We start from the raw sequence: 20,336 nt of genomic DNA on the forward strand, positions 1-20,336 counted from the left end.
ACAGGAACGGTGTGATGAAGACGCGCTACTACCACTTGCCGCGCCTGACCGGCGTGGACGCCCTCCGGCTGGACGAGCGCGAGGTGCCCGCCCCGGGGCCGCGCGAGGTGCTGGTCCGGATGCGGGCCTGGTCGCTCAACTACCGGGATCTGATGATCGCGTCGGACACGTACGGACGTGCCCTGAAGCCCGATGTCGTGCCGCTGTCCGATGGCGCGGGCGAGGTGGTGGACGCCGGTTCCGAGGTCACCCGGTGGCGGGAGGGCGACCGCGTCGCCGGGATCTTCATGCCCGGCTGGCTCTCCGGGCCGCCCACCGCGCGGAAGACGGCGGGCGCGCTGGGCGGCCCGGCGGACGGGGTGCTCGCCGAGTACGTCCTCTTCGACCAGGAGGCCCTGGTCGCCGCCCCCGCGCATCTCGACTTCGCCGAGACCGCGACGCTGCCCTGCGCCGCCGTGACCGCCTGGCACGCGGTGGCGGTCACCGGCGGACTCACCCCCGGCCAGACGGTGCTGACCCTGGGCAGCGGTGGAGTGTCCCTGTTCGCCCTCCAGTTCGCCGCGCTCGGCGGCGCGAGGGTGCTCGCCACCTCCAGCGACGACGCCAAGCTGGAGCGGCTGCGCTCGCTCGGCGCCACGGACGGCGTCAACTACGCCCGCACCCCCGACTGGGGCCGCCTGGTGGCCGAGGCGACCGACGGCGGAGTCGACCACGTCGTGGAGGTGGGCGGCTCGGGCACCCTGCCGCAGTCGCTTGACGCCGTACGCGTCGGCGGGCGGATCAGCCTCATCGGCGTACTGGCCCGGGACGGCGGGGCCGACCCGTCCTCCGTCCTGCTCAAGGGGGTCACGCTGCAGGGGATGTTCGTGGGCAGCCGCGAGATGTTCGAGCGGATGAACCGCGCGATCGAGCACCACCGCCTGCGCCCCGTCGTCGACCGCGCCTTCCCGTTCGCCGAGGCGCCCGCCGCGTACCGGTACTTCGCGGGGCGGGGGCACTTCGGGAAGGTGGTCATCACGGACGCGTGACGACGAGCCCCCCGGCGTCGGCGTCAGCGCTGCCGCCAAAGTAGTCGCCGCTGCGCCACGGCGGAGGGCCCTGTGTGCATCGGGGCCCTCCGCCGTGGCGCGTGGATGAGGTCAACGCGGGGCTCTCAGCGCTTGGTGGTGCTGTTGAACAGCGAGCGCGACCAGACGTAGCCGACCAGGGCGATGCCGGCGCACCAGGCGAGCGAGATCCAGCCGTTGTTGCCTATCTCCGAGCCGGAGAGCAGGCCGCGCAGCGTCTCGGTCATCGGCGTGAACGGCTGGTTCTCGGCGAACCAGCGCAGGCCCGGCGACATCGAGTCGGCCGGCACGAACGCGGAGCCGAGGAACGGCATGAACTGGACCAGCAGTGGTTTGTTGCTCGCGGACTCGACGGTCTTGGAGATCAGGCCGAGCGCCGCCGACAGCCAGGTCACCGCGAACGCGATGGCCGCGATGAGTCCGGCGGCGGCCAGCCACTCCAGTGGGCTCGCGTCCGACCGGAATCCGACGGCGAGCGCCACGCCGACGACCGGGACGATGCACACCATCGTCTGGATGACGCTGCCGATGACATGCCCCGTCATGAACGACGAGCGGGTGATGTTCATGGTGCGGAAGCGGTTGATGATGCCCTCGGTCATATCGGAGCAGACCGCGACCGAGGTCGACATCGAACCGGCGGCCACCCCCATGATGATGATGCCGGGCGTCAGATAGTCCAGATACGCGTCCCGGCCGCCGCCCATGCCGGTGCCGATCGAGTCACCGAAGGCGTACACGAACAGCAGCAGCATCATGATCGGCATCATGGCGCTGCCGAACCCCACCATCGGATAGCGGATCGCGTGCTTGAGGTTGCGCCGCAACATCGTCATGGAGTCGTGCACGGCGTAGGCGAGGGTGCTCATCGCAGGGTCTCCTTGACGTGAAGCGGAGTGTCGGCGGTGCCGTCGCCGGTCAGGGCGAGGAACACGTCGTCCAGGTCGGGGGTGTGCACGGAGAAGTCGGCGGCCCGGATACCGGCGGTGTCGAGCCGGTCGAGCAGGGCGCGCAGCGCGTCGAGGCCACCGCCGCCCGCCACGCGCAGGGCGAGGTTCTCGTCGTCACGGGCCGCACCGGGGAAGGCGGTGGCCGCGCGCTCGTACTCGGCGGGCTCGGTGAACCGCAGCCGCACATGGCTGCCGGGGATCTGCGCCTTGAGTTCGTCGGCGGTGCCCTCGGCGACGATCCGGCCGCCGTCGAGCACGGCGATCCGGTCGGCCAACTGGTCGGCCTCTTCGAGGTATTGGGTGGTGAGGAAGACAGTGGTGCCGCCCGCGACCAGCGAGCGCACGGTCTCCCACATGGTGCGGCGGCTGCGCGGGTCGAGCCCGGTCGTCGGCTCGTCCAGGAAGATCACCTTCGGGTCGCCGACCAGCGTCATGGCGATGTCGAGCCGGCGCCGCATACCGCCGGAGAAGGTCGCGGCGCGGTTGCCCGCGACGTCCGCGATGTCGAACCGCTCGAGCAGTTCCTTGGCGCGCTTCCTGCCCTCGCGCTTGCCGAGGCGCAGCAGGTCGGCCATGAGGAGCAGGTTCTCCTCGGCGGTGAGCAGGTCGTCGAGCGCGGCGAACTGCCCGGTGACGCCGATCGCGGCGCGCACCCCGTCCGGCGACGTGGCGACGTCGTGACCGGCGACCTGGGCCTGCCCGCCGTCGGCGGCAATCAGCGTGGACAGGATCTGCACGGTCGTCGTCTTCCCGGCGCCGTTCGGGCCGAGCAGCGCGAACACGGTCCCGGCCGGGATGCGCAGATCGATGCCGTCGAGCACGACCTTGTCGCCGTAGGACTTGCGCAGATCGGCGGTGGAAACGGCGGGGGAAGCCGCGCCCCTGGATGTGGGCATGACAGATGAGCGCATGGAGAGCCCTCCGGCTCGAAGTGTGAAGTGGTCGGTCTCGTAGGTGAGTTGGGGGAGTCGCTCTTTTGGGGACGTCAGACCTTGGCGCGGCGGACGTCGATGTTGCCCCAGCGGGTCCGGGCGCGGACCTTGACGGTGTTCTCGGTCTCGGCCGGCGGCGCGGAGTCGGCGAGGGCGTTGCGCACCTGCCCGCGCTCGGCGCTGACGTCGAGCCAGGCGGCGGTGCCCTCGCGGATGCCGATGTCGATGGCGCCGTAGGACGTCTCCACCTGGACGTCACCGGAGGCGACTTCGGCGACGCGCAGGGAGCCGTAGGCGGTGGTGGCGGTGACCGAGGCTTCGGCGCGCAGGATGTCGATGTCGCCGTGGGCGCCGCTGGCCCGCAGCTCGCCGAGGGCGGCGGCGATGGTCGTGGTGCCGTGTGAGTTCTTCAGGGTGGCGGGGCCGTCGACGGTGCCGACGCGCATGCTGCCGGAGCTGGTGGTGATCTCGGCGGCGCCCTCGACCCGGGCGACGGCGATCGAGCCGTGGGAGACGGTCAGTTGGAGCGGCCCGGTCGCATCGAGGCGGACGTCGCCGCCCGAGGTCTTGATCCGGGTCTTGCCGAGGCGGCCCTCGCTCGCCACGTGGGTCCAGGAGCCGGTGACGTCGATGTCCGAGCCCGCGGGCAGGTCGACCGTCACGTCGACGGCGCCGGAGGGGCCGATGAAGCGCCGCTCCTTCGTCCTGATGGTCAGCACGCCGTTCGCGTACGTGACCTCGGTCTGCTCGGCGGCCCGTACGTCCTTGTCCCGCTTGGGGCTGCCGGGCCGCACCTCGACGGCGGTGTCCGCGCGGTCGCTCGCGGTGAAGCGGAGGGAGCCGGCGCCCACGTGGGCGGTGACCGTGATCGGTTCGGGAGTGTCGAAAGAAGGCATGGCTGTACCGTCCTCATGACTGGTCGGGGCGTCCCCGCAGGTGGGACGTGTTGTAGGTGGCTTGGGTCGGGCGCGGGCGCTGCTAGCGCACCCAGCCCGTGAAGTTCTGCGCGGAGCGGGTCTTCGTTGCCGTACGGGGCTGTGTGCCGCCGTCGACCGCGGCCGACACGGCGCGCACCAGCCAGGCGTTGACCGACAGGCCCTCGCGGGACGCGGCCTCCTCGGCGCGCGCCTTGAGCTGGGCCGGCAGTCGCAGATTGACCCGGGCGGTGCCGCCCTCGTCGCCGTCCACGGGGGCCGGGGGCGCGAGCGATTCGGCGGGCGCGGCCTCGAAGGGGGCGTCGTCGCGGGGCGGCAGCGTCACCACGAAGTCGGGGTCGAGCCCGCGCAGCCGTACGTCGACCGAGCCTGGGGCGAGCTCCCGGGTGATCTCGTCCATCGCGGCGGAGAGCACATTGAGCATGGTCAGCCGGGCCGCCGACTCCAGCGGAGCGGTGAGCCGCTCGGCCAGCTCGAGAGCTTCGTCACCGCCGGCCTCGGCGGCCACCGCGAGTTCCCGGCGGAGGGTGTCGACATACGGGGTGAGGTCCATGACGTCATCATGGCACCACAATGGCGCCACAGGCAAGCCCGAATGACACCTTACGGGAGGCTGGCGCGAGAATACCCACTCTGAGCTGGGTAAACGCGCAGGCGCCGAGCTGAGTCATTGTGGCGCTATGCGTACTCACGCGCTCTCGGGAGCGCGGAATGACACCGGATGGCACCGGATGGCACCCGGGTGATGCCGGATGGCGCCAAGCGGTGCCACCTGGTGTCATGTGATGTCGCAAGGCAGAGCGATGACGCGGGGCGGAGCGATGATGCGGGACGGCCGACGCGGGACCGCTAGTGGAGGCCGTGCAGCTTGACGATCAGACGCCGCAGCAGGGCCACCCGGTCGCTGCCGCGCGGCCGGCAGTCCTCCAGGCGGCGGACGACCCCCGGCGGCACGTCCTCGACCCCGACGGCGTCCACGACCTTGTCGAGCGCGTGGATGCCCCAGTACTGGCTGAAGGCGAGCGGCTCCTTGACCACGGCATCCGTGAGGACGGCCAGCGCGTCCGCGTCCGGCACCGCGTACAGCCGCGCGTACGCGGCCAGGCGCAGACCGCCGTCCGGGGAGGCGAGCCAGCCGTCCAGGTCGGGGTCGGCGAGCCGCTGGGTGGCGCGCACCAGGCGGGCGAAGATGCCGTTCATGCGCTGCGTACGGGCGGACCCGCCGGTCATCGACGTACGGACCTCGAGGTATTCGGCGGCCAGTCGGCGCACATCCGTGAGCGCCGTGGCGCCGTCGGCCTCGGGTCCGTCGTCGCCGCTCCCCACGAGGGCGGCGTCGGCGATCCGCTCGGCGGCCTCGATGCGCCGCTCGACCGCCTCCTTGAACTCCAGGCGCACCCCACCCGGCAGTTCGATGCTGTTGAGCAGATCGCGCAACCAGGGCACGACGGCGACCACCAGGAGCGCCACGGTGACGTTGTCTATCTTCAGATCCGGCGCCAGCACATGGGTCACGGCCACGGCGATGGCCACACAGCTCACCACGGACGCGACGATGTATCGCCGCCTCGCGCCCCGCCCCGAATACCCCTCGCCCTCCCCGGGCTCCCCCTGCCTCATGTGCCCCAGCATGCCCCAACCGGGCCCGGCTCAGGCCGGATACCGACGCTCTACCCTCTCCGCTGTGATCGGGCCCGCTCGGCCTTCAGCAGACGCTGGTAGTCGGTGAGTACGCGCAGCAGCGCGAATCCGGTGCCGAGGGGGATGGTGCCGAGTTGCAGTTGCGGTTGGTGGGGGTCGCTGAGGTCGGCCCGGATGTCGGGGAGCCGTACGCCGTGGGCGGCGAACTCGTCCCGGAGGATCGCGGCGACCCGCTCGGCGGGGGTGGGGTTCATACGGGGCTTTTCGTGTGCATGGGCGGGACGTTGAACTCGAACCACACCGCTTTGCCGGTGCCTTCGGTGGATTCGTCGAGGGTCATGCCGCAGATGTCGGAGAGGGCCGTGACCAGGAAGAGGCCGCGCCCGTTGGCTTCATCGGTCGCGGCGCGGCGGGGCGAGGGGAGTTCGGGGCTGTCGTCGTGGACGGTCACCCGGACCCGGTCGTGCTGAACGGTGGCGGCCATCCGTACGTCGCCCTTGCCGTGCCGGTGGACGTTGGTGACTAACTCCGAGGTGCAGAGGGCTGCCGCGTCGGCCAGTTGGGACAGTCCTGAGGCCGCGAAGATCCCGCGCACGAAGTCGCGGCACAAGCGGGGTGAGGTGGGGAGAGCGGGGGCGGAGAGGGTGTAGCGGTGCGGATGTTCCGGGTGTGCGAGTGCGTGTGCTCCCATGCGACGCCTCCGTGGCGCTTCGTGAACGGGCATCGTGCGGCCCAACACAGCTCCGCTGTGTGACCGCCACCACACACACGGTAGAGATAGAGGATGACAAGTTCAACCTAATCGCGAGAATGAGTGGACCGACCCACCCCCTGACGGCAGACTGTGGCCCACACCCTGAGGAGAGACCCCGTTGGCACTGCGAACCAACCCCACCGAGAGACAGCGCCGCCTTGGCGCAGAGCTGCGAAGGTTGCGCGAGCAAGCCGGGTTGACGCTGCATGAGGCGGGTGCGCTCATCGACATGGGTCGTGTGCACCTGACGCATATCGAAGGCGGCCGCACGGCGATCCCGAGCGACCGACTGCGTCGGCTTTGCGAGGGCTACGGGTGCACAAGTGCGCCCTTCATCGAGGCGCTCGTCAGTCTTTCGGAGGACAAGGGCAAGGGCTGGTGGAGCGGCTACAAGAGCAACATGGCTGCCGCAGCCCTGGACTTGGCGGAACTCGAGTCCCGCGCCGTCAGCCTCCGCTCCTACGAGTCGCTGTTCATCCCCGGCGTCTTCCAGTCGGAGGACTACACCCGCGCCATCTTCCGGGTCAGCGACGTGGTGACGAATCCCGTGGACATCGATCGGGCGGTCGAGTTCCGCATGCAGCGCCAAGCAGCGCTCACCGCCGAAGAGCCACCCACGATCCATGCCGTTATTCACGAGGCCGCGCTGCACATGCGGTTCGGAGGCTCGGCCGTGACGCGCAAGCAGTTGCTGCGGCTCGTAGAGCTGGCGGAACTGCCGCATGTGACGATCCAGGTCCTGCCCTTCACGGCGGACGGCCTGCCAATGGTGAACACGCCCTTCAACCTGATTGCTTCACACGGCGGGATTCTGGAAACCATCCAGTTGGACCAGGCAAGCCAGTCCATGTTCCTCCACGACCCGGACTCGGTCGCCCAGTACCGAGGGCACTTCGACCGGCTCCGTGGCGTAGCCCTACCGCCAGTGGACAGCAGCCCTTCGGCGATCAGCCATGACGTTCGCGATTCGCTTGGCCTGATCCAACACATCCTCTACAGCCATTACTAGGAAGCGTGGTCATGCCTGACCTCAAGTGGCGCAAGTCCTCCTTCAGCACGGACGTCCACCAAAACTGCGTGGAACTCGCCGCCACCCCTGGCGGCATCCACATACGCGAGAGCGACGAGCCCGAGGCGGTGATCCGTACGACCCCCGCCGCGCTCGGCGTCCTCATACGCGCCATAAAGACTGGCCGCCTCGATCGCACCCTCTGAGCGCAGGCCGGATGCCAGGTGCGGGTATCGTCTCGCGCGCTTCGCGCGATTGAGCAGCGGGGCAGGGGGCGGGGGCGCAAGGCGCGTTGCCGGCCGCCGGGCCGGTGCGGGGCTCGCGCCGTGACGGCAATCGCGCCCGGGGGCCCATGCCGATCCGGAGCGCGGCCCGTCGGGACGGCCCCTCCGGGTACCCCCTCCGAAAACGCTTGATCTGAAGCAACTACCTTGTCAAAGGTTTTCGGGAGAGGCACCCCCCTACGGCGTCGAGTGCGACGGTGGACCGTCCAGGCGCGGCTGATGGGTGGTCCAGCGTCGCAGTGGATACGGAGTCCGCCGGTCCGGCGACGGGCCTCGCCCCCCGGGCGCCGCTGCCGCCACCGGCGGTCACTCCCACCGGCCCGGCGGTCGGCGGTCGACCCGCGCCCCCGCCCCCTGCCCCGCTGCTCAATCGCGCGAAGCGCGCGAAACGGCGCCGCACCCGACCCATTCGCGGATCCGACCCATTCGCGGACCCGCCCCATGCGCCGTACTCGACCGATGCGGCGCCCCCGGCGGAAGCGGCCCGTCGGGCAAGCCGGACGGCCCCGGCCAGCGGGACGGCGCTCCGGCTACGCGGTGGGCAGGGGCCACGCCGCCGAGGGATCGCCGAGCCACACCCGGTGGCCGTCGGCCGTGACCGTCAGGCCGAAGTCGAAGAGCTCAGGTCGCCCGGCGCCCTCCCACCAGGCGAGGGCCTCGCCGGTCTCGTCGGCCAGGTCGCTCGGGCCCCACTTGGTGCACCGCGCCATCCGCAGGTGCAGACGCTCGGCACGGGTCGCCTTGAGACCTCGTACCTGGGTGTTCCGCCCATTGACCGGACCAGCGGGCCGTATCTGCATTGGCGCGTTCCGCTCGGGCCGGGGCGATGTCTCACCGATCCCAATCGGCTTCGCGAGGCGCTGGTTCGGGCCGTCGTCGCCGAGCTCGGGGTTGGGGAGAAGGGAGAACGGTGACCGACGGTCGTCCAGCCGCGCAACAGTCGCTCGCGGCAGTGCACGGCATCGAGATGCCGGACGCGGACACGCTGACCGGGCCCCAGCTGGAGGGCTGGGACTGTGCGCTGTGCGGGCGGCGGCTGATAGGGGATCAGTTGCTGGGGACGGTCGCGTGGACCTGTGGAAGCAGGACGCGGGAGGTCGAGTTGTGGGTGTGTCGGCCGCTCTGCGTGGAGGGCGAGGCGGGGCCTGTCGGGACCCGCTTTACGCCGGGTATACGTGGGTTTGCGTTGCCTTCAGCGTGGCCCACACCGGGCGGCCCGGGTGGAGGGACAGTTCGGCCACCGCCGCCGTCGTGAGGTCCGCCAGGAGGGGGAGTTCACCGGTGAGGTCGACGCGGATCTGGTCGCCGTGGGACTCCATGCCGGCCACCTCCAGCCGCCACAGGTTGCGCGCGCTGGAGTCGGGGCGGTCGCGGTGGAGGGTGACCGCGGCGGGTGGGAAGGCGACGAAGACCGGGCCGGTGAGGTCCTCGGTGGTGGTGATGGCGGTGCCGCCGTCGAGCGTCACGGTGTGGCCGTCGGCGCGGCCCTGGTACAGGTTGAGGCCGACGAGGCTGGCGATGTAGTCGGTGCGGGGGCGGCGGGAGATGTCCGCCGGAGCGCCCTCCTGGACGATACGGCCGTCCTCCACGACCACGAGCCGGTCGGCCAGCACCATCGCGTCCAGCGGATCGTGGGTGACCAGGACCGCCACCGCCTCGAAGTCGGCCAGATGGCGGCGGAGTCCGGCGCGCACGTCGAGGCGGGTGCGGGCGTCCAGCGCGGCCAGCGGTTCGTCCAGGAGCAGCAGGCGGGGGCGGGTGGCCAGGGCGCGGGCGAGGGCGACCCGCTGGGCCTGCCCGCCGGACAGGGCACGGGGTTTGGCGCCAGCGCGGTCGGCCAGGCCCATCCGGTCCAGCCACTCGGCCGCCTGGGCACGGGCCTCCGCCTTCGGCACCCCGTGGCAGCGCGGGCCGAACGCCACGTTGTCGAGCGCGGTGAGGTGCGGGAAGAGCAGATAGTCCTGGAAGACGACGCCGACCGGGCGGTCCTCGGGCGGAACCCTCAGCCGGTGCTCCGGCCGTTCCAGGGTCCGGCCGTCCAGCCGCAGCGCCCCCTCGGTGAGCGGGGTGAGCCCGGCCAGGGCGCGCAGCGCGGTCGTCTTGCCCGCGCCGTTCGGCCCGAGCAGCGCGACCACCTCGCCGGGCGCGGCGGTCAGCCGCAGGTCGAGCCGGAAGCCGCCCCGGTCCACGACGAGCCGGGCGTCGAGGCCGTCGGTGTGCGGCGCGGCCTCCTCGGTGGGGGAGGTGTGCGTGTGGGTCATGAGGCGGCCATCCAGCGGTCGCGCAGCCCGGCCAGGACCGCGATGGAGACGGCGAGGAGGACGAGGCTGAGCGCGATGGCGGCGGCCGGATCGCTCTGCAGCGCGAGATAGACCGATAGCGGCATCGTCTGCGTACGGCCGGGGAAGTTGCCCGCGAAGGTGATCGTGGCGCCGAACTCGCCCAGCGCCCGCGCCCAGGCCAGCACCGCGCCCGCGGCCACGCCGGGCGCCACCATCGGCAGGGTGACGCGCCGGAAGGCGGTGAAGCGCGAGGCGCCGAGGGTGGTGGCGGCCTCCTCGTACCGCGGATCGGCGGCCCGCAGCGTGCCCTCGACGCTGATCACGAGGAACGGCATCGCCACGAACGCCTCCGCGACCACCACCCCCGCCGTGGTGAACGGCAGGGTCACGCCGAACGCCGAGTCCAGCCAGCGGCCCACGATCCCGTTACGGCCCAGCGCGAGCAGCAGCGCCACACCGCCCACCACCGGCGGCAGCACCAGCGGCAGGGTCACCAGGGCGCGCAGCAGCCGGCGGCCGGGGAAGCGGGCGCGGGCCAGCAGCCAGGCCAGGGGCACGCCCAGCACCAGCGCCACGGCGGTGGCGGCGGTCGCGGTGATCAGCGAGAGCCGGAGCGCCTGCCACACCGCGACGCTGGTCAACTGGTCGGGCAGGCTCCGCCAGGGCGCGCGGACCAGCAGCGCGATCAGCGGGAGTACCAGGAAGACCAGGCCGGCGAGGGCGGGGAGCAGCAGCGGCAGCGGGACGCCCGCGCGGAGGCGGGGGGTGCGGGGGGTGAGGGGGGTGCGGGGGCGGTGTCGCCGTGTGCCGCCGCCCAGGGCCTCCGGGGGGACGGTGGCCCCCTCTGGCCCGGCCCCGGCCTTCGGCGCCGCCCCGGCGTTCGGCGACGCCCCCGCGTTCCGCTCCGTCACGGCTTGAGGAAACCGGCCTGGCCGAGCACCTTCTGGCCCTGCGCGGACGTCACCAGGTCGATGAAGGCCGTGGCCGCCTCCGCGTTCTGGGCGTTCTTCAGCGGGGCGATCGGATAGTCGTTGATGGCCTGCTTCGACTCGGGGAACTCCACGCCCGCGACCTTGCCGCCCGCCGCCTTCACATCGGTCTTGTAGACGACGGAGGCGTCCACCTCCTTCAACTGCACCTTGGTCAGCGCGCCCTTGACGTCCTGCTCGTACGAGACCGGGGTGAGCTCGAGCTTGGCCGCGGTCAGCGCCTTCTGCGCCGCCGAACCGCACGGCACCTCCTTGGCGCACAGCGCGACCTTCAGCCCGGAGCGGGTGAGGTCCTCGAGCGTCTTGATCTTCTTCGGGTTGCCCGGGAGGGTCGCGATCTCGAGCTGGTTGCGGACGAAGGTGGCCGGGGTGCCCTTCGCGTCCTTGGCGTCGGTGACGGTCTTCATGGTCTTCGGGCTCGCGGCGGCGAAGACATCGGCGGGTGCGCCGGAGGTGATGCTGGCCGCGAGGGCGTCGCTGCCGCCGAAGTTGAAGGAGACCTTGGTGCCCGGGTGCTCCTTCTCGAACGTCTTGCCCAGCGCGGTGAAGCTCTCCTTCAGCGAGGCCGCGGCGAACACGGTCACCGTGCCGGACAGCTTCTCGGAGGAGGAACCGGAGCCGGACTTCTTGGAGGAGTCACCGGAGTCGCCGGAGTCACCGGAGTCACCGGAGGAGCAGGCGGTGAGCGCCATGGCGACGAGCGCGAAACCGCCCACCACACGGAGCGTCCAACGGGGTCGGGATCCGGAACCGGATACGGAACGGGGCGTCATGGGGTCTGTCTCTCCCTCTCTCTGCGACTGCTGCCTGGGCCGCCCGCGGCGCGCGTGTTCACGGCGTTTCCACGACCACGTTGGTCGACTTGATCACGGCGACGGCCGGAACGCCCGGCTCCAGCTTCAGCTCCTCCGCCGACTCCCGGCTGATCATGGACACCACGCGGAACGGCCCCGCCTGGATCTCCACCTGCGCGGACACATCGCCGAGGATCACCTCGGTGACGATTCCCGAGAAGCGATTGCGGGCCGAGGAGCCCGGGTGGTCGCGGTCCGTGCCGCCGGCGACCTCGCGGGCGAACGCGGCGAGCGCCGGGCCCGGGATGATCCGGCGCCCCTGCTCGTCCCGTTCGGCGGTCAGCCGTCCGCTGTCGACCCAGCGCCGCAGGGTGTCGACGCTGACCCCCATCAGGGCCGCGGCCTCACCGATCCGGTACGTATGCATCCGCCGATGGTAGCGCCGCATCTGCGAGCCGGTACAGGTCGATCAGGCGGTATCCGTCCAACGATTCGGGTACGAATGCTGGCATCTGCGCGCCGCAGGGTCAGGATCGGCTCGGCAGATCAGGGCTCCTCGTCCGCGTCGTCCGCGATCTCCTCCATCTCCGCCAGCTCCCCCAGCGTCACCGGCGCCGCGAACGGCCGTGCCGAGAGCGGCCGCAGATCCTCCGCCGTGGCCGGGCGGCCGGTCAGCGACGCGGTGACGGCGGCGACCGCGAAACCGCAGATCCGCCCCTGGCACCAGCCCATCCCCGGGCGGGCCAGGAGCTTCATGGTGCGCGGGTCCTCGGCGCCCAGGTCGGTACGGGCACGGCACAGCTCCCCGTAGGTGACCTCCTCGCAGCGGCAGACCACCGTGCGTTCGGTCAGCCGCTCGGTCCACCCGGCGGGCACGGGGTACGTGCGGTGCAGCGCGGCGGCGAAGGCCCGGCCGTGGCGGATCGCGGTGCGCAGCCGCCGTACGGCACGCGGATCCACCGGCAGCCCGTGGGCCGCCGCCAGCGACAGGGCGGCCAGCCGCCCCTCGGCGACGGCCGGCGCGGCGCCGCCCACGCCCGTGGTCTCCCCCGCGGCCAGAACGTCCGGGACGGTGGTGCGCTGCCGGGCGTCGACCACGGCGACGAGGGAGCCGTCGAGGTCGCGCCGGGTGGCGGCGCCGACCATCAGGGGCAGTTCGAGGGCGGGGGTGAACCCCCAGCCCAGCGCCACCAGATCGGCCTCGAGCACCTCGCCGCCGTCGAGCCGCACCGCGCGCACCCGGTCCTCGCCCAGGATCTCGGTCACCGTGGCCCGGGTCCGGTACGGGATGCGGTGGCGGGCCATCAGCGCCGCGTACCGCACCGCCTCGGTGGACTTGGCGGGCGCCCGCACCGCCCCGTCCAGGTGGCGCAGCCAGCCGTGCGCCGGGTTGGCCTCGCACACGGCGAGGACGCGCACCCCCGCCTGCGCCAGGCCCGTCGCCACCGGCAGCAGGAACGGGCCCGTGCCCGCGACCACCGCGCGCCGTCCCGCCGCCGCGCGATGCCCCTTCAGCAGCGCCTGGACGCCTCCGGCCGCCATCACCCCGGGCAGTTCCCAGCCGGGGAGCGGCAGTTGACGGTCGTACGCGCCGCAGCAGAGCACCAGCGCACCGGCCCGCACCCGGTCCCGCTCGACGGGGGCCGTGTCGTACGGACCGGTCAGGCGCAGGGTGAACGGCCCGGTGTCCGGGCGGGGGCGGTCGATCAGCCAGACCTGGTGGCCGGGGAGGTAGTGGAGACGGCCGAGCCGGCGCTGGTGGTGCAGCCGGGCGCGGAGGCGGGCGAAGAGCCGCCCGTGGTGGTGGCGAGGGGGCGTTGAGTGCTCGTCGTGGCGCCAGTACTGGCCGCCGGGCAGGCGCCCGGCGTCGATGAGCACGACGTCCAGGCCCGCCTCGGCGGCACCGACGGCGGCGGAGAGCCCGGCGGGACCCGCGCCCACGACGGCTACGTCGTACGCCGGCCGATCAGTCGCCATCGCTGCCGTCACCACCACGATCGTCCTCCGCCGACAGCCGCGTCTCATCCCGCGACAGCCGCATCCCGTCCCGCGCCGGGACCAGGCAGGCCCGCTGGCCGGGGTGCCCGTCCACGGTGATCAGGCAGTCGAAGCAGACCCCGATCCCGCAGAACAGACCGCGCGGTCCGCCCTCCCGCCGCGTGGTCCGCCAGGCCACGATCCCGGCGGCCACCAGCGCCGCGCCCACGCTCTGGCCGGGCAGCGCGGTGACCGTCGTGCCGTCGAAGGTCAGCCGGTAGGGCGACGGCCCCGTGCGCTCACTTCCGGCGTGGCTCATCCGCACCACTCTCCTCGAAGCGTTCGGGGGCGAACGGCGTCAGGTCCAGATCCGTCGCCTCCCCCGTCAGTGCCTGCGCGATCAGCTTCCCCGTCCCCGCCGCGAGGCCGATCCCCGCGCCCTCGTGGCCGCAGGCGTGCCACAGCCCGGGGGCGTGCGGGTCGGGGCCGATGACCGGCAGATGGTCGGGGCAGTACGGCCGGAAGCCCGCGTACACGCGCATCGCCCGCACCGACGCCAGCATCGGGAACAGTCCGATGGCGCCCCGGGCCAGCGCCCGTACGGCGGCGGGGGACGGCCGCCGGTCGAAGCCGACCCGCTCCCGGGTGGAGCCGATCAGCACCGTGCCGCCGCCCGTGCCCTCCACGACCGGCGACGCCTGGAGCTCCGCGTCCGAACTGGCCACGGCGTCCACGTAGTCGGCCGCGTAGACCTTGTGCCGTACGGTCGCGGGCGGCAGGGGTTCGGTGACGAGGACGAAGCCCCGGCGCGGCAGCACCGGCAGTTCGACACCCGCGAGCCCCGCCACCGCACCGGCCCAGGTGCCCGCCGCGTTCAGGACGGCGGGGGCGCTGACGGTGCCGTGGGGTGTCCGTACGCCGGCGACCGGAGCGCCCGCGCCGCCTCCCGAGGTGGCCAGGGCACCCGGGTCCCCTCCCTGGGTGACCGGAGCGCCCGCGCCGCCCCCCGACGTGGCCGGGGAGCCCGTACGCCCACCCCGCCGGAGGAAGCCCACCACCTCCGTCCGCGTCCGCACCACCGCTCCGCGCCGCCGGGCGAGCCGCAGCAGATGGGCCGCCGCCAGCATGGGCTGCACCTGGGCGTCCTGCGGATACAGCGCGCCCCCGGCGGCCTCGCGGGTCAGCCGTGGTTCGAGGGTGGGGAGTTCGGCCCCGGACACCTCCCGTACGACGACACCGCCGGCCCGCTGCCGCTCGGCCAGCGTCCGCAGCGCGCCCAGGGCGGCGGGCGTGGAGGCCACCACCAGCCCGCCCTTCCGCTCGAACTCCCACAGCTCGCCGTACGGGCCCAGGTCCTCGCCCCACACCTGCCGTGAGTACCGCGCGAGCTCCAGCTCCGGGCCCGGCTCCTTGTCCGAGACCAGGACGTTTCCCTCGCCCGCGCCCGAGGTGCCGCCCGCGATGGCGCCCCGGTCGACCACCACCACCCGCAGCCCGGCGAGGGTGGCGAACCAGGCGGCGGCCGCGCCGACGACACCGGCGCCGATGACGACGAGGTCGGCGGTCCTCGGCAGGTCCTGGTGCATCGAGTCGTTCCCGCCGTCGTTCCCGCCCGGAGTCACGGGCCACCGGCCCACAGCCCGCGCACATGGCCGATATGGCGATGTGTCATGGCCTCGGCGCCCGCCGCGTCCCCGGCCTCCACGAGGTCGAGAAGAGCGTGGTGTTCGGCCGCCGACTGGCCGAGCCGCCCGCTCTCCAGCAGCGGAATGAGGCCCAGCAGCCGGGTCTGGGAACGGAGTTCGGAGACCACGTCCACCAGACGCCGGTTTCCGGCGTAGCCGAGCAGGGTGAGGTGGAAGACCCGGTCGGCCTCGATATAGCCGATGAGGTCGCCGCGTTCGGCCGCGTCCACGATGGCCTGGGCCAGTTCCCGCAGCACGGGCAGGTCCCCGGGCGGGATACGGGGTACGGCCTCCCGTACGGTGGGCGGCTCGATGAGCAGACGGATGGACGCCAGGTCGTCCAGGTCCTGCTCGGAGACCTCGGTGACCCGGAACCCCTTGTTGGGCACCGAGACCACCAGCCCCTCCTTCACCAGGTCGAGCATGGCCTCGCGGACGGGCGTGGGGGAGACGTCGAAGCGGGCGCCGAGGGCGGGCGCCGAGTAGACGGCGCCGGGGGCGAGTTCACCGGAGATGATGCCCGCGCGCAGCGCGTTTCTGACCCGGTCGCGCAGGCTTTCGCGCTTGCCGAGCGGCTCGAGGCTGGAGCCGCGGCCCCGGGGAGCGGACCCGGTCATGTTCCATCCACCACCGATCTCCCCTCTCCGCACCTCTACACCAGAAACCCGGCCGGGAACGGATCCTCGGGGTCGAGATGGAACTGCGCGGTGCCGGTGACCCACGCCCGCCCCGTGATCGAGGGCACGACGGCGGGCAGCCCCGCCACCGTGGTCTCCTCGACCAGCCGCCCGATGAACCGGGTCCCGATGAACGACTCGTTGACGAACTCCTCGCCGAGGCCCAGCTCACCGCGTGCGTGCAACTGCGCCATCCGCGCGGAGGTGCCGGTCCCGCAGGGGGAGCGGTCGAACCAGCCCGGGTGGATGGCCATGGCGTGGCGGGAGTGGCGCGCCGTCGAACCCGGGGCCTGGAGGTAGACATGGCGGCAGCCGGTGATGTCCGGCCGCTCGGGGTGGTGCGGCGGGTCCTGCGCGTTCACCGCATCCATGATCTTCAGCCCGGCGGTCAGCAGCTCCTGCCCCGCCGCCCTGTCGAAGGGCAGCCCGAGGGCGTCCAATTCCACGATGGCGTAGAAGTTGCCGCCGAACGCGATGTCGTAGCGCACCTCGCCGAAGCCGGGCACCCGCACCGTACGGTCGGTGGCCGGGCAGAACGCGGCCACGTTCCGGATCGTCACCGAGGTGGCGGCCCCGTCGCGCACGGCGACCTCCGCGACCACCAGGCCCGCCGGGGTGTCCAGGCGGATGGTGGTGACCGGCTCCCGCACCTCGACCATCCCGGTCTCGACCATCACGGTGGCCACCCCGATGGTGCCGTGCCCGCACATGGGCAGCACCCCGGACACCTCGATGAAGAGCACGCCGTGATCCGCGTCCGGCCGGGTCGGCGGCTGCAGGATGGCGCCGCTCATCGCGGAGTGGCCGCGCGGCTCGTACATGAGCAGGGTGCGCAGATCGTCGCGGTGCTCGATGAACCACTGCCGGCGCTCGGCCATGGTCGCGCCCGGGAGCGTCCCCACTCCGCCGGTGACCACCCGGGTGGGCATGCCCTCGGTGTGGGACTCCACGGTGTGCAACACCCGCCGCGACCTCACAAGCGCCCCCTCACCGACACCGCCCTCACCGGTACGGCAAACCCCACCGACACGGCCCTCACCGGTACCCCAGCGCGAGCACCGTCTCGGTCTCCCGGACGACGCGGGCCGCCACCTCCCCGGCCAGCCGCGAACGCGGCGGGCGACACGACCCGCCGCGCAGCCCGGCGAGGTCCATGGACGCCTTGATGGCCTGGACGAACTCGGTCCTGGAGTCCCACCGCAGCAGCGGATGCAGCGCGCGGTACAGCGGCAGCGCCTTCTCCAGGTCGGCGCCGACGCCCGAGGTGGCGAGCCGGTACAGCTCCACGGTGGCGTCGGGAATCGCGTTCGGGTACCCGGCGATCCACCCCACGGCCCCGGCGAGCCCCAGCTCCAGCAGCACGTCATCGGCGCCGATCAGCAGATCGAGACCGGGGGCGCGCTCGGCGATCTCGTACGCCCGCCGCACATCCCCGCTGAACTCCTTGACCGCGACGATCAGCCCCTCCCCGTACAGCTCGGCCAGGAGCTCCGGGGTGAGGTCGACCTTGGTGTCATGGGGGTTGTTGTACGCCACCACCGGCAGCCCGGCGCGCGCCACTTCGCGGTAGTGGCCGACCACGGCCTCCCGGTCGGCGCGGTAGCTGTTCGGCGGCAGCGCCAGCACCGCCCGCGCCCCGGCCTCCCCCGCCTGCTCCGCCCACCGCCGGCTCTCCAGCGCCCCGTACGCCGCCACCCCCGGCATCACCCCGAACCCCTCGGGCGCCGCCTCCACCGCCACCCGCACCACCCGCGCCCGCTCCTCGTCCGTCAGGGTCTGGTACTCCCCCAACGACCCATTGGGGCAGACCCCGTCACAGCCGTGCTCGGCGAGAAACCGCACATGGGCGGCGTAACCCTCGTAGTCGACCGACAACTCGTCATCGTCATGGAACGGAAGCGCCGTGGCGACATGAACGCCACGCCAGGGCGCGGAGAGATCGGGCATGCGGAACCTCCTGGGGGAGGGGACCAGGCCACTGTCCTTGTCCTTCCAACGGTAGCAGTGCAATGTCACACCGCACAGTGGCCCGATCCGCCTTCTCATCCCCTACGGCCGACGGGCCGGGCCGCTTCCCAGGTGGGCGACGACACCGGAGTGGAAGCGGTCCACGGCGTCGTCGACACTGCGGATGAAGCCGGACTCGGCGTTGCCCCGGGCGCTGCCCATGCCCTTGAAGAGGGACAGCCGGAAGCCGGTTATCCGGGCGCCGCCCTTGGGGAGCATGTCGGCCGGTTCGGGGCGGAGCCGCTCGAGGGTGCCGCGCGGGCCACCGCCGCTCTGCCCCTCGACAAGGGTTTCCACATGGAGGTCGGCCGGGGCCTCGGCGAGCTGCCGGACCAGGCGCTTGGCCCAGGTGAGGGGATAGCCCTGGTCCGGGGCCGGGATCTCGATGGAGGTGCGCAGCTTGCCGGTGCGCAGATCGGCGACGATCGCGAGGATCCCGGAGGTGCCCTCGATGCGCAGCTCGGCGTAGAGACGGCCCTCCTCGCAGAGCCGGTCGGCCATGGCCGCACGACGGGAACTCTGGTCGGTCCCCCGCCTGGCGCGCTGGACGGGCAGGACCTTCTGCCCGAGTTCGCCTCCCAGCCGCAGACAGACCTGGCGGATGAGCCGGTCCCAGCTCTCGACCACGTCGATGGCGCGCTGGTCCCCCTGGCACAGGGTCTCGTCGTCGATGCCGTTGCGCACCGGCACCCAGGCCGGGCCCATGTTCTGGAAGCCGTGGCAGCCGGAGTTCTCGTGCTGGAGGTACTGGAGCAGTTCCTGGAGGAGCCAGGCGTGCGCGGTGTTGCCGACGCCCTCGTGGCGGATCAGCATCTGGGCGTGGTGGGCCACCTCGGCCCAGGACAGGTGCCACAGCGCGACCTTGTGCTTACGGCGTCCGTCGACCTTGACGTCGACCAGTGGGCTGCCTTCGAGAGCGACGTCGTTGGACAGCGTGATCACGGCCTCGTAGCCCCGCCGGGCGGCGATGTCCATGTAGTCCTGGACCTGCTCGGACTTGAGCGGATTGCCGTTGGTCTTCGTCTCCACCAGGGCGGTCCAGAGTTTCCCGGCCCGTTCGACGCGGATCACGCCGTCAGGGCGCTTGGGGGCGTTGCCACCGTGCGGCAGGGAGACCTCGGTGAAGGTCTCCATACGGCCGGCGGGCGCACCGAAGGCCGCGGTGAGCCGACGCCCGAACTCGGGCACCTGCGCCATCACCGACAGCAGGACGGACGTGGCGCGCATCTCCCGTTCCCGGTCGTATCTGAGCGAGGAAACCGGGAAGAGCCGAGCCGCCCGCCACGACTCGTTCTCCGCCAGCGACTTCTTGGCGACCTTGGGAAGCGTGACCTTCTTCTTCGCCGTACGCGGGCGGCGGGCCGGAGCCGGTGCGGACTCCTCGCCGGTCACCCGGGCCGTGGGCGCCGCCGTCCGCGCGGGGATGGTGGGCGCCCCCTCGGCCCCGGGTACGGGCGCCTGCTCCACCGCCTCCGGCGCCGCGTCCGCCGCCTCGTCGCCGGTCTCCTCGTCGGCGGTCCCCTCGTCAGCCGTCTCCTCGTCGGCCGCGTCATCGTCGATGTCGATGCCGAAGTCCGTGGCCAGACCGGCCAGTCCGGACTCGTACCCCTGCCCGACGGCCCGGAACTTCCACTCCTCGCCCCGGCGGTAGAGCTCGCCGAAGATGAACGCGCTCTCCACATCGGCGTCCTCGATCGAGAACCCCAGCAGCGTCTCGCCGACCCGGTCCGCGAGGGTCACCCGCAGGTCGCTGAGATCGCCGAACCTGGCGCCGCCGTACCGGCTGGCCGCCACGACGATCCGCTCGACGTCCGCGGGTGCCGCCGTCAGGTCGAGGCTGATGCGGTCCTCGTTGCCCTCGGCGGTCGGTGTCTTGCCCAGCAGTTGCACACTGCCGTCGGCGGCGGCCGGGTTGTTGTAGAAGTAGAAGTCCGCGTCCCCGCGGACCTTGCCATCACCGTTCAGCAGCAGCACGGAGACGTCGGCGTCCCCGTCTCCGGTCGCCGAGCTCCAGTTCAGGCTCAGGATCACGGATCCCGTGTCCTCGCTCAGAGCGGCCAGGCCGACATTGCCACCCTTGGTCATCTCCCGCATGGTTGGTCCCCCCAAAAAAAGCAGCCGCCTCGGACCCCCCGAGCGGCCTCCGCGTTGCGCTGTGTGACGCGCCGCACATGTCGCGTGAGTGAAGTGAACCTTAGCGCCCGAACCACGCGTTTCGGGAGGTCATGCGCCGATTGATACGGACGACCCGCCCCGGCGGATACGTCCCACACGCCCGCCCGCTCCCATCGGCACCGATCCCGGCACCGAGGCGCATCCGGTGTGGCGGAACGGACAGGACCGCACCCCCGGA

The 20,336-nt window shown here is 72.3% G+C and carries 22 protein-coding genes; 3 read left to right on the top strand and 19 right to left on the bottom strand.

Features of this window, described 5'->3' with window-relative positions:
- The first annotated feature begins 14 nt into the window (after window positions 1-14).
- Window positions 15-1,028 carry a zinc-dependent alcohol dehydrogenase family protein gene (locus ACZ6TD_RS23840; protein ID WP_471357313.1) on the top strand — a complete coding sequence of 338 codons (1,014 nt, stop codon included), beginning with the start codon at window positions 15-17 and terminating at the stop codon, window positions 1,026-1,028.
- Between the two features lie 125 nt (window positions 1,029-1,153).
- On the opposite strand, the gene ACZ6TD_RS23845 is transcribed toward ACZ6TD_RS23840, so the two are convergent.
- The 7 genes from ACZ6TD_RS23845 to ACZ6TD_RS23875 all read right to left on the bottom strand — a co-directional run bounded on the left by ACZ6TD_RS23845 (window position 1,154) and on the right by ACZ6TD_RS23875 (window position 6,216).
- The gene (locus ACZ6TD_RS23845) at window positions 1,154-1,936 is read right to left on the bottom strand and encodes an ABC transporter permease (protein WP_471357316.1); all 783 of its coding nucleotides are present in this window, start codon (window positions 1,934-1,936) and stop codon (window positions 1,154-1,156) included.
- Window positions 1,933-2,913, bottom strand: coding sequence for an ATP-binding cassette domain-containing protein (locus ACZ6TD_RS23850; RefSeq protein ID WP_471357319.1), 981 nt, complete (start codon window positions 2,911-2,913; stop codon window positions 1,933-1,935). The genes ACZ6TD_RS23845 and ACZ6TD_RS23850 overlap by 4 nt, the downstream gene beginning before the upstream one ends.
- An 89-nt stretch (window positions 2,914-3,002) precedes the next feature.
- Window positions 3,003-3,845: a DUF4097 family beta strand repeat-containing protein gene (locus ACZ6TD_RS23855; RefSeq protein WP_471357322.1), complete on the bottom strand. Its 843-nt coding sequence runs from the start codon at window positions 3,843-3,845 to the stop codon at window positions 3,003-3,005.
- A gap of 82 nt (window positions 3,846-3,927) precedes the next feature.
- The gene (locus ACZ6TD_RS23860; RefSeq protein ID WP_471357326.1) at window positions 3,928-4,437 is read right to left on the bottom strand and encodes a toxin-antitoxin system HicB family antitoxin; all 510 of its coding nucleotides are present in this window, start codon (window positions 4,435-4,437) and stop codon (window positions 3,928-3,930) included.
- A 296-nt stretch (window positions 4,438-4,733) separates the two neighbouring features.
- On the bottom strand, window positions 4,734-5,504 hold the full coding sequence (locus tag ACZ6TD_RS23865) for a hypothetical protein (protein ID WP_471357329.1): 771 nt from the start codon (window positions 5,502-5,504) through the stop codon (window positions 4,734-4,736).
- A 50-nt stretch (window positions 5,505-5,554) separates the two neighbouring features.
- On the bottom strand, window positions 5,555-5,779 hold the full coding sequence (locus tag ACZ6TD_RS23870) for a hypothetical protein (protein WP_471357332.1): 225 nt from the start codon (window positions 5,777-5,779) through the stop codon (window positions 5,555-5,557).
- Entirely contained in the window at window positions 5,776-6,216 is a 441-nt protein-coding gene (locus ACZ6TD_RS23875; RefSeq protein WP_471357335.1) for an ATP-binding protein, read from the bottom strand. The genes ACZ6TD_RS23870 and ACZ6TD_RS23875 overlap by 4 nt, the downstream gene beginning before the upstream one ends.
- Before the next feature lie 181 nt (window positions 6,217-6,397).
- On the opposite strand from ACZ6TD_RS23875, the gene ACZ6TD_RS23880 reads away from it, so the two are divergent.
- The gene (locus ACZ6TD_RS23880; RefSeq protein WP_471357337.1) at window positions 6,398-7,288 is read left to right on the top strand and encodes a helix-turn-helix domain-containing protein; all 891 of its coding nucleotides are present in this window, start codon (window positions 6,398-6,400) and stop codon (window positions 7,286-7,288) included.
- Between the two features lie 11 nt (window positions 7,289-7,299).
- Complete coding sequence (locus tag ACZ6TD_RS23885) at window positions 7,300-7,494, top strand: DUF397 domain-containing protein (RefSeq protein WP_471357340.1); 195 nt, start codon at window positions 7,300-7,302, stop codon at window positions 7,492-7,494.
- A gap of 608 nt (window positions 7,495-8,102) precedes the next feature.
- Here ACZ6TD_RS23885 and ACZ6TD_RS23890 read toward each other — a convergent pair.
- The 12 genes from ACZ6TD_RS23890 to ACZ6TD_RS23945 all read right to left on the bottom strand — a co-directional run bounded on the left by ACZ6TD_RS23890 (window position 8,103) and on the right by ACZ6TD_RS23945 (window position 20,068).
- Window positions 8,103-8,372, bottom strand: coding sequence for a hypothetical protein (locus ACZ6TD_RS23890; protein ID WP_471357343.1), 270 nt, complete (start codon window positions 8,370-8,372; stop codon window positions 8,103-8,105).
- 360 nt (window positions 8,373-8,732) lie between these two features.
- Window positions 8,733-9,833: an ABC transporter ATP-binding protein gene (locus tag ACZ6TD_RS23895; protein WP_471357345.1), complete on the bottom strand. Its 1,101-nt coding sequence runs from the start codon at window positions 9,831-9,833 to the stop codon at window positions 8,733-8,735.
- Window positions 9,830-10,672 (bottom strand): ABC transporter permease, encoded by an 843-nt coding sequence (locus tag ACZ6TD_RS23900; RefSeq protein WP_471357985.1) that lies wholly within the window; start codon window positions 10,670-10,672, stop codon window positions 9,830-9,832. Before ACZ6TD_RS23900 ends, ACZ6TD_RS23895 begins: the two co-directional genes overlap by 4 nt.
- 89 nt (window positions 10,673-10,761) lie before the next feature.
- The gene (gene modA, locus ACZ6TD_RS23905; protein ID WP_471357348.1) at window positions 10,762-11,616 is read right to left on the bottom strand and encodes a molybdate ABC transporter substrate-binding protein; all 855 of its coding nucleotides are present in this window, start codon (window positions 11,614-11,616) and stop codon (window positions 10,762-10,764) included.
- A gap of 58 nt (window positions 11,617-11,674) precedes the next feature.
- The gene (locus ACZ6TD_RS23910; RefSeq protein WP_185057990.1) at window positions 11,675-12,064 is read right to left on the bottom strand and encodes a TOBE domain-containing protein; all 390 of its coding nucleotides are present in this window, start codon (window positions 12,062-12,064) and stop codon (window positions 11,675-11,677) included.
- Window positions 12,065-12,183: 119 nt separating this feature from the next.
- Window positions 12,184-13,614 carry an FAD-dependent oxidoreductase gene (locus ACZ6TD_RS23915; RefSeq protein WP_471357352.1) on the bottom strand — a complete coding sequence of 477 codons (1,431 nt, stop codon included), beginning with the start codon at window positions 13,612-13,614 and terminating at the stop codon, window positions 12,184-12,186.
- A complete protein-coding gene (locus tag ACZ6TD_RS23920) occupies window positions 13,604-13,933 on the bottom strand; it encodes a (2Fe-2S)-binding protein (protein WP_471357354.1) in 330 nt (109 codons plus the stop codon). The genes ACZ6TD_RS23915 and ACZ6TD_RS23920 overlap by 11 nt, the downstream gene beginning before the upstream one ends.
- Complete coding sequence (locus ACZ6TD_RS23925) at window positions 13,914-15,200, bottom strand: NAD(P)/FAD-dependent oxidoreductase (protein WP_471357358.1); 1,287 nt, start codon at window positions 15,198-15,200, stop codon at window positions 13,914-13,916. The genes ACZ6TD_RS23920 and ACZ6TD_RS23925 overlap by 20 nt, the downstream gene beginning before the upstream one ends.
- Before the next feature lie 32 nt (window positions 15,201-15,232).
- On the bottom strand, window positions 15,233-15,916 hold the full coding sequence (locus ACZ6TD_RS23930) for a GntR family transcriptional regulator (protein ID WP_471357361.1): 684 nt from the start codon (window positions 15,914-15,916) through the stop codon (window positions 15,233-15,235).
- 35 nt (window positions 15,917-15,951) lie between these two features.
- Window positions 15,952-16,953: a proline racemase family protein gene (locus ACZ6TD_RS23935; protein ID WP_471357365.1), complete on the bottom strand. Its 1,002-nt coding sequence runs from the start codon at window positions 16,951-16,953 to the stop codon at window positions 15,952-15,954.
- A gap of 58 nt (window positions 16,954-17,011) precedes the next feature.
- A complete protein-coding gene (locus ACZ6TD_RS23940) occupies window positions 17,012-17,923 on the bottom strand; it encodes a dihydrodipicolinate synthase family protein (protein ID WP_471357368.1) in 912 nt (303 codons plus the stop codon).
- 102 nt (window positions 17,924-18,025) lie between these two features.
- Window positions 18,026-20,068, bottom strand: coding sequence for a TerD family protein (locus ACZ6TD_RS23945; protein ID WP_471357988.1), 2,043 nt, complete (start codon window positions 20,066-20,068; stop codon window positions 18,026-18,028).
- Window positions 20,069-20,336 lie beyond the last annotated feature (268 nt).

Source organism: Streptomyces yongxingensis (assembly GCF_055597465.1).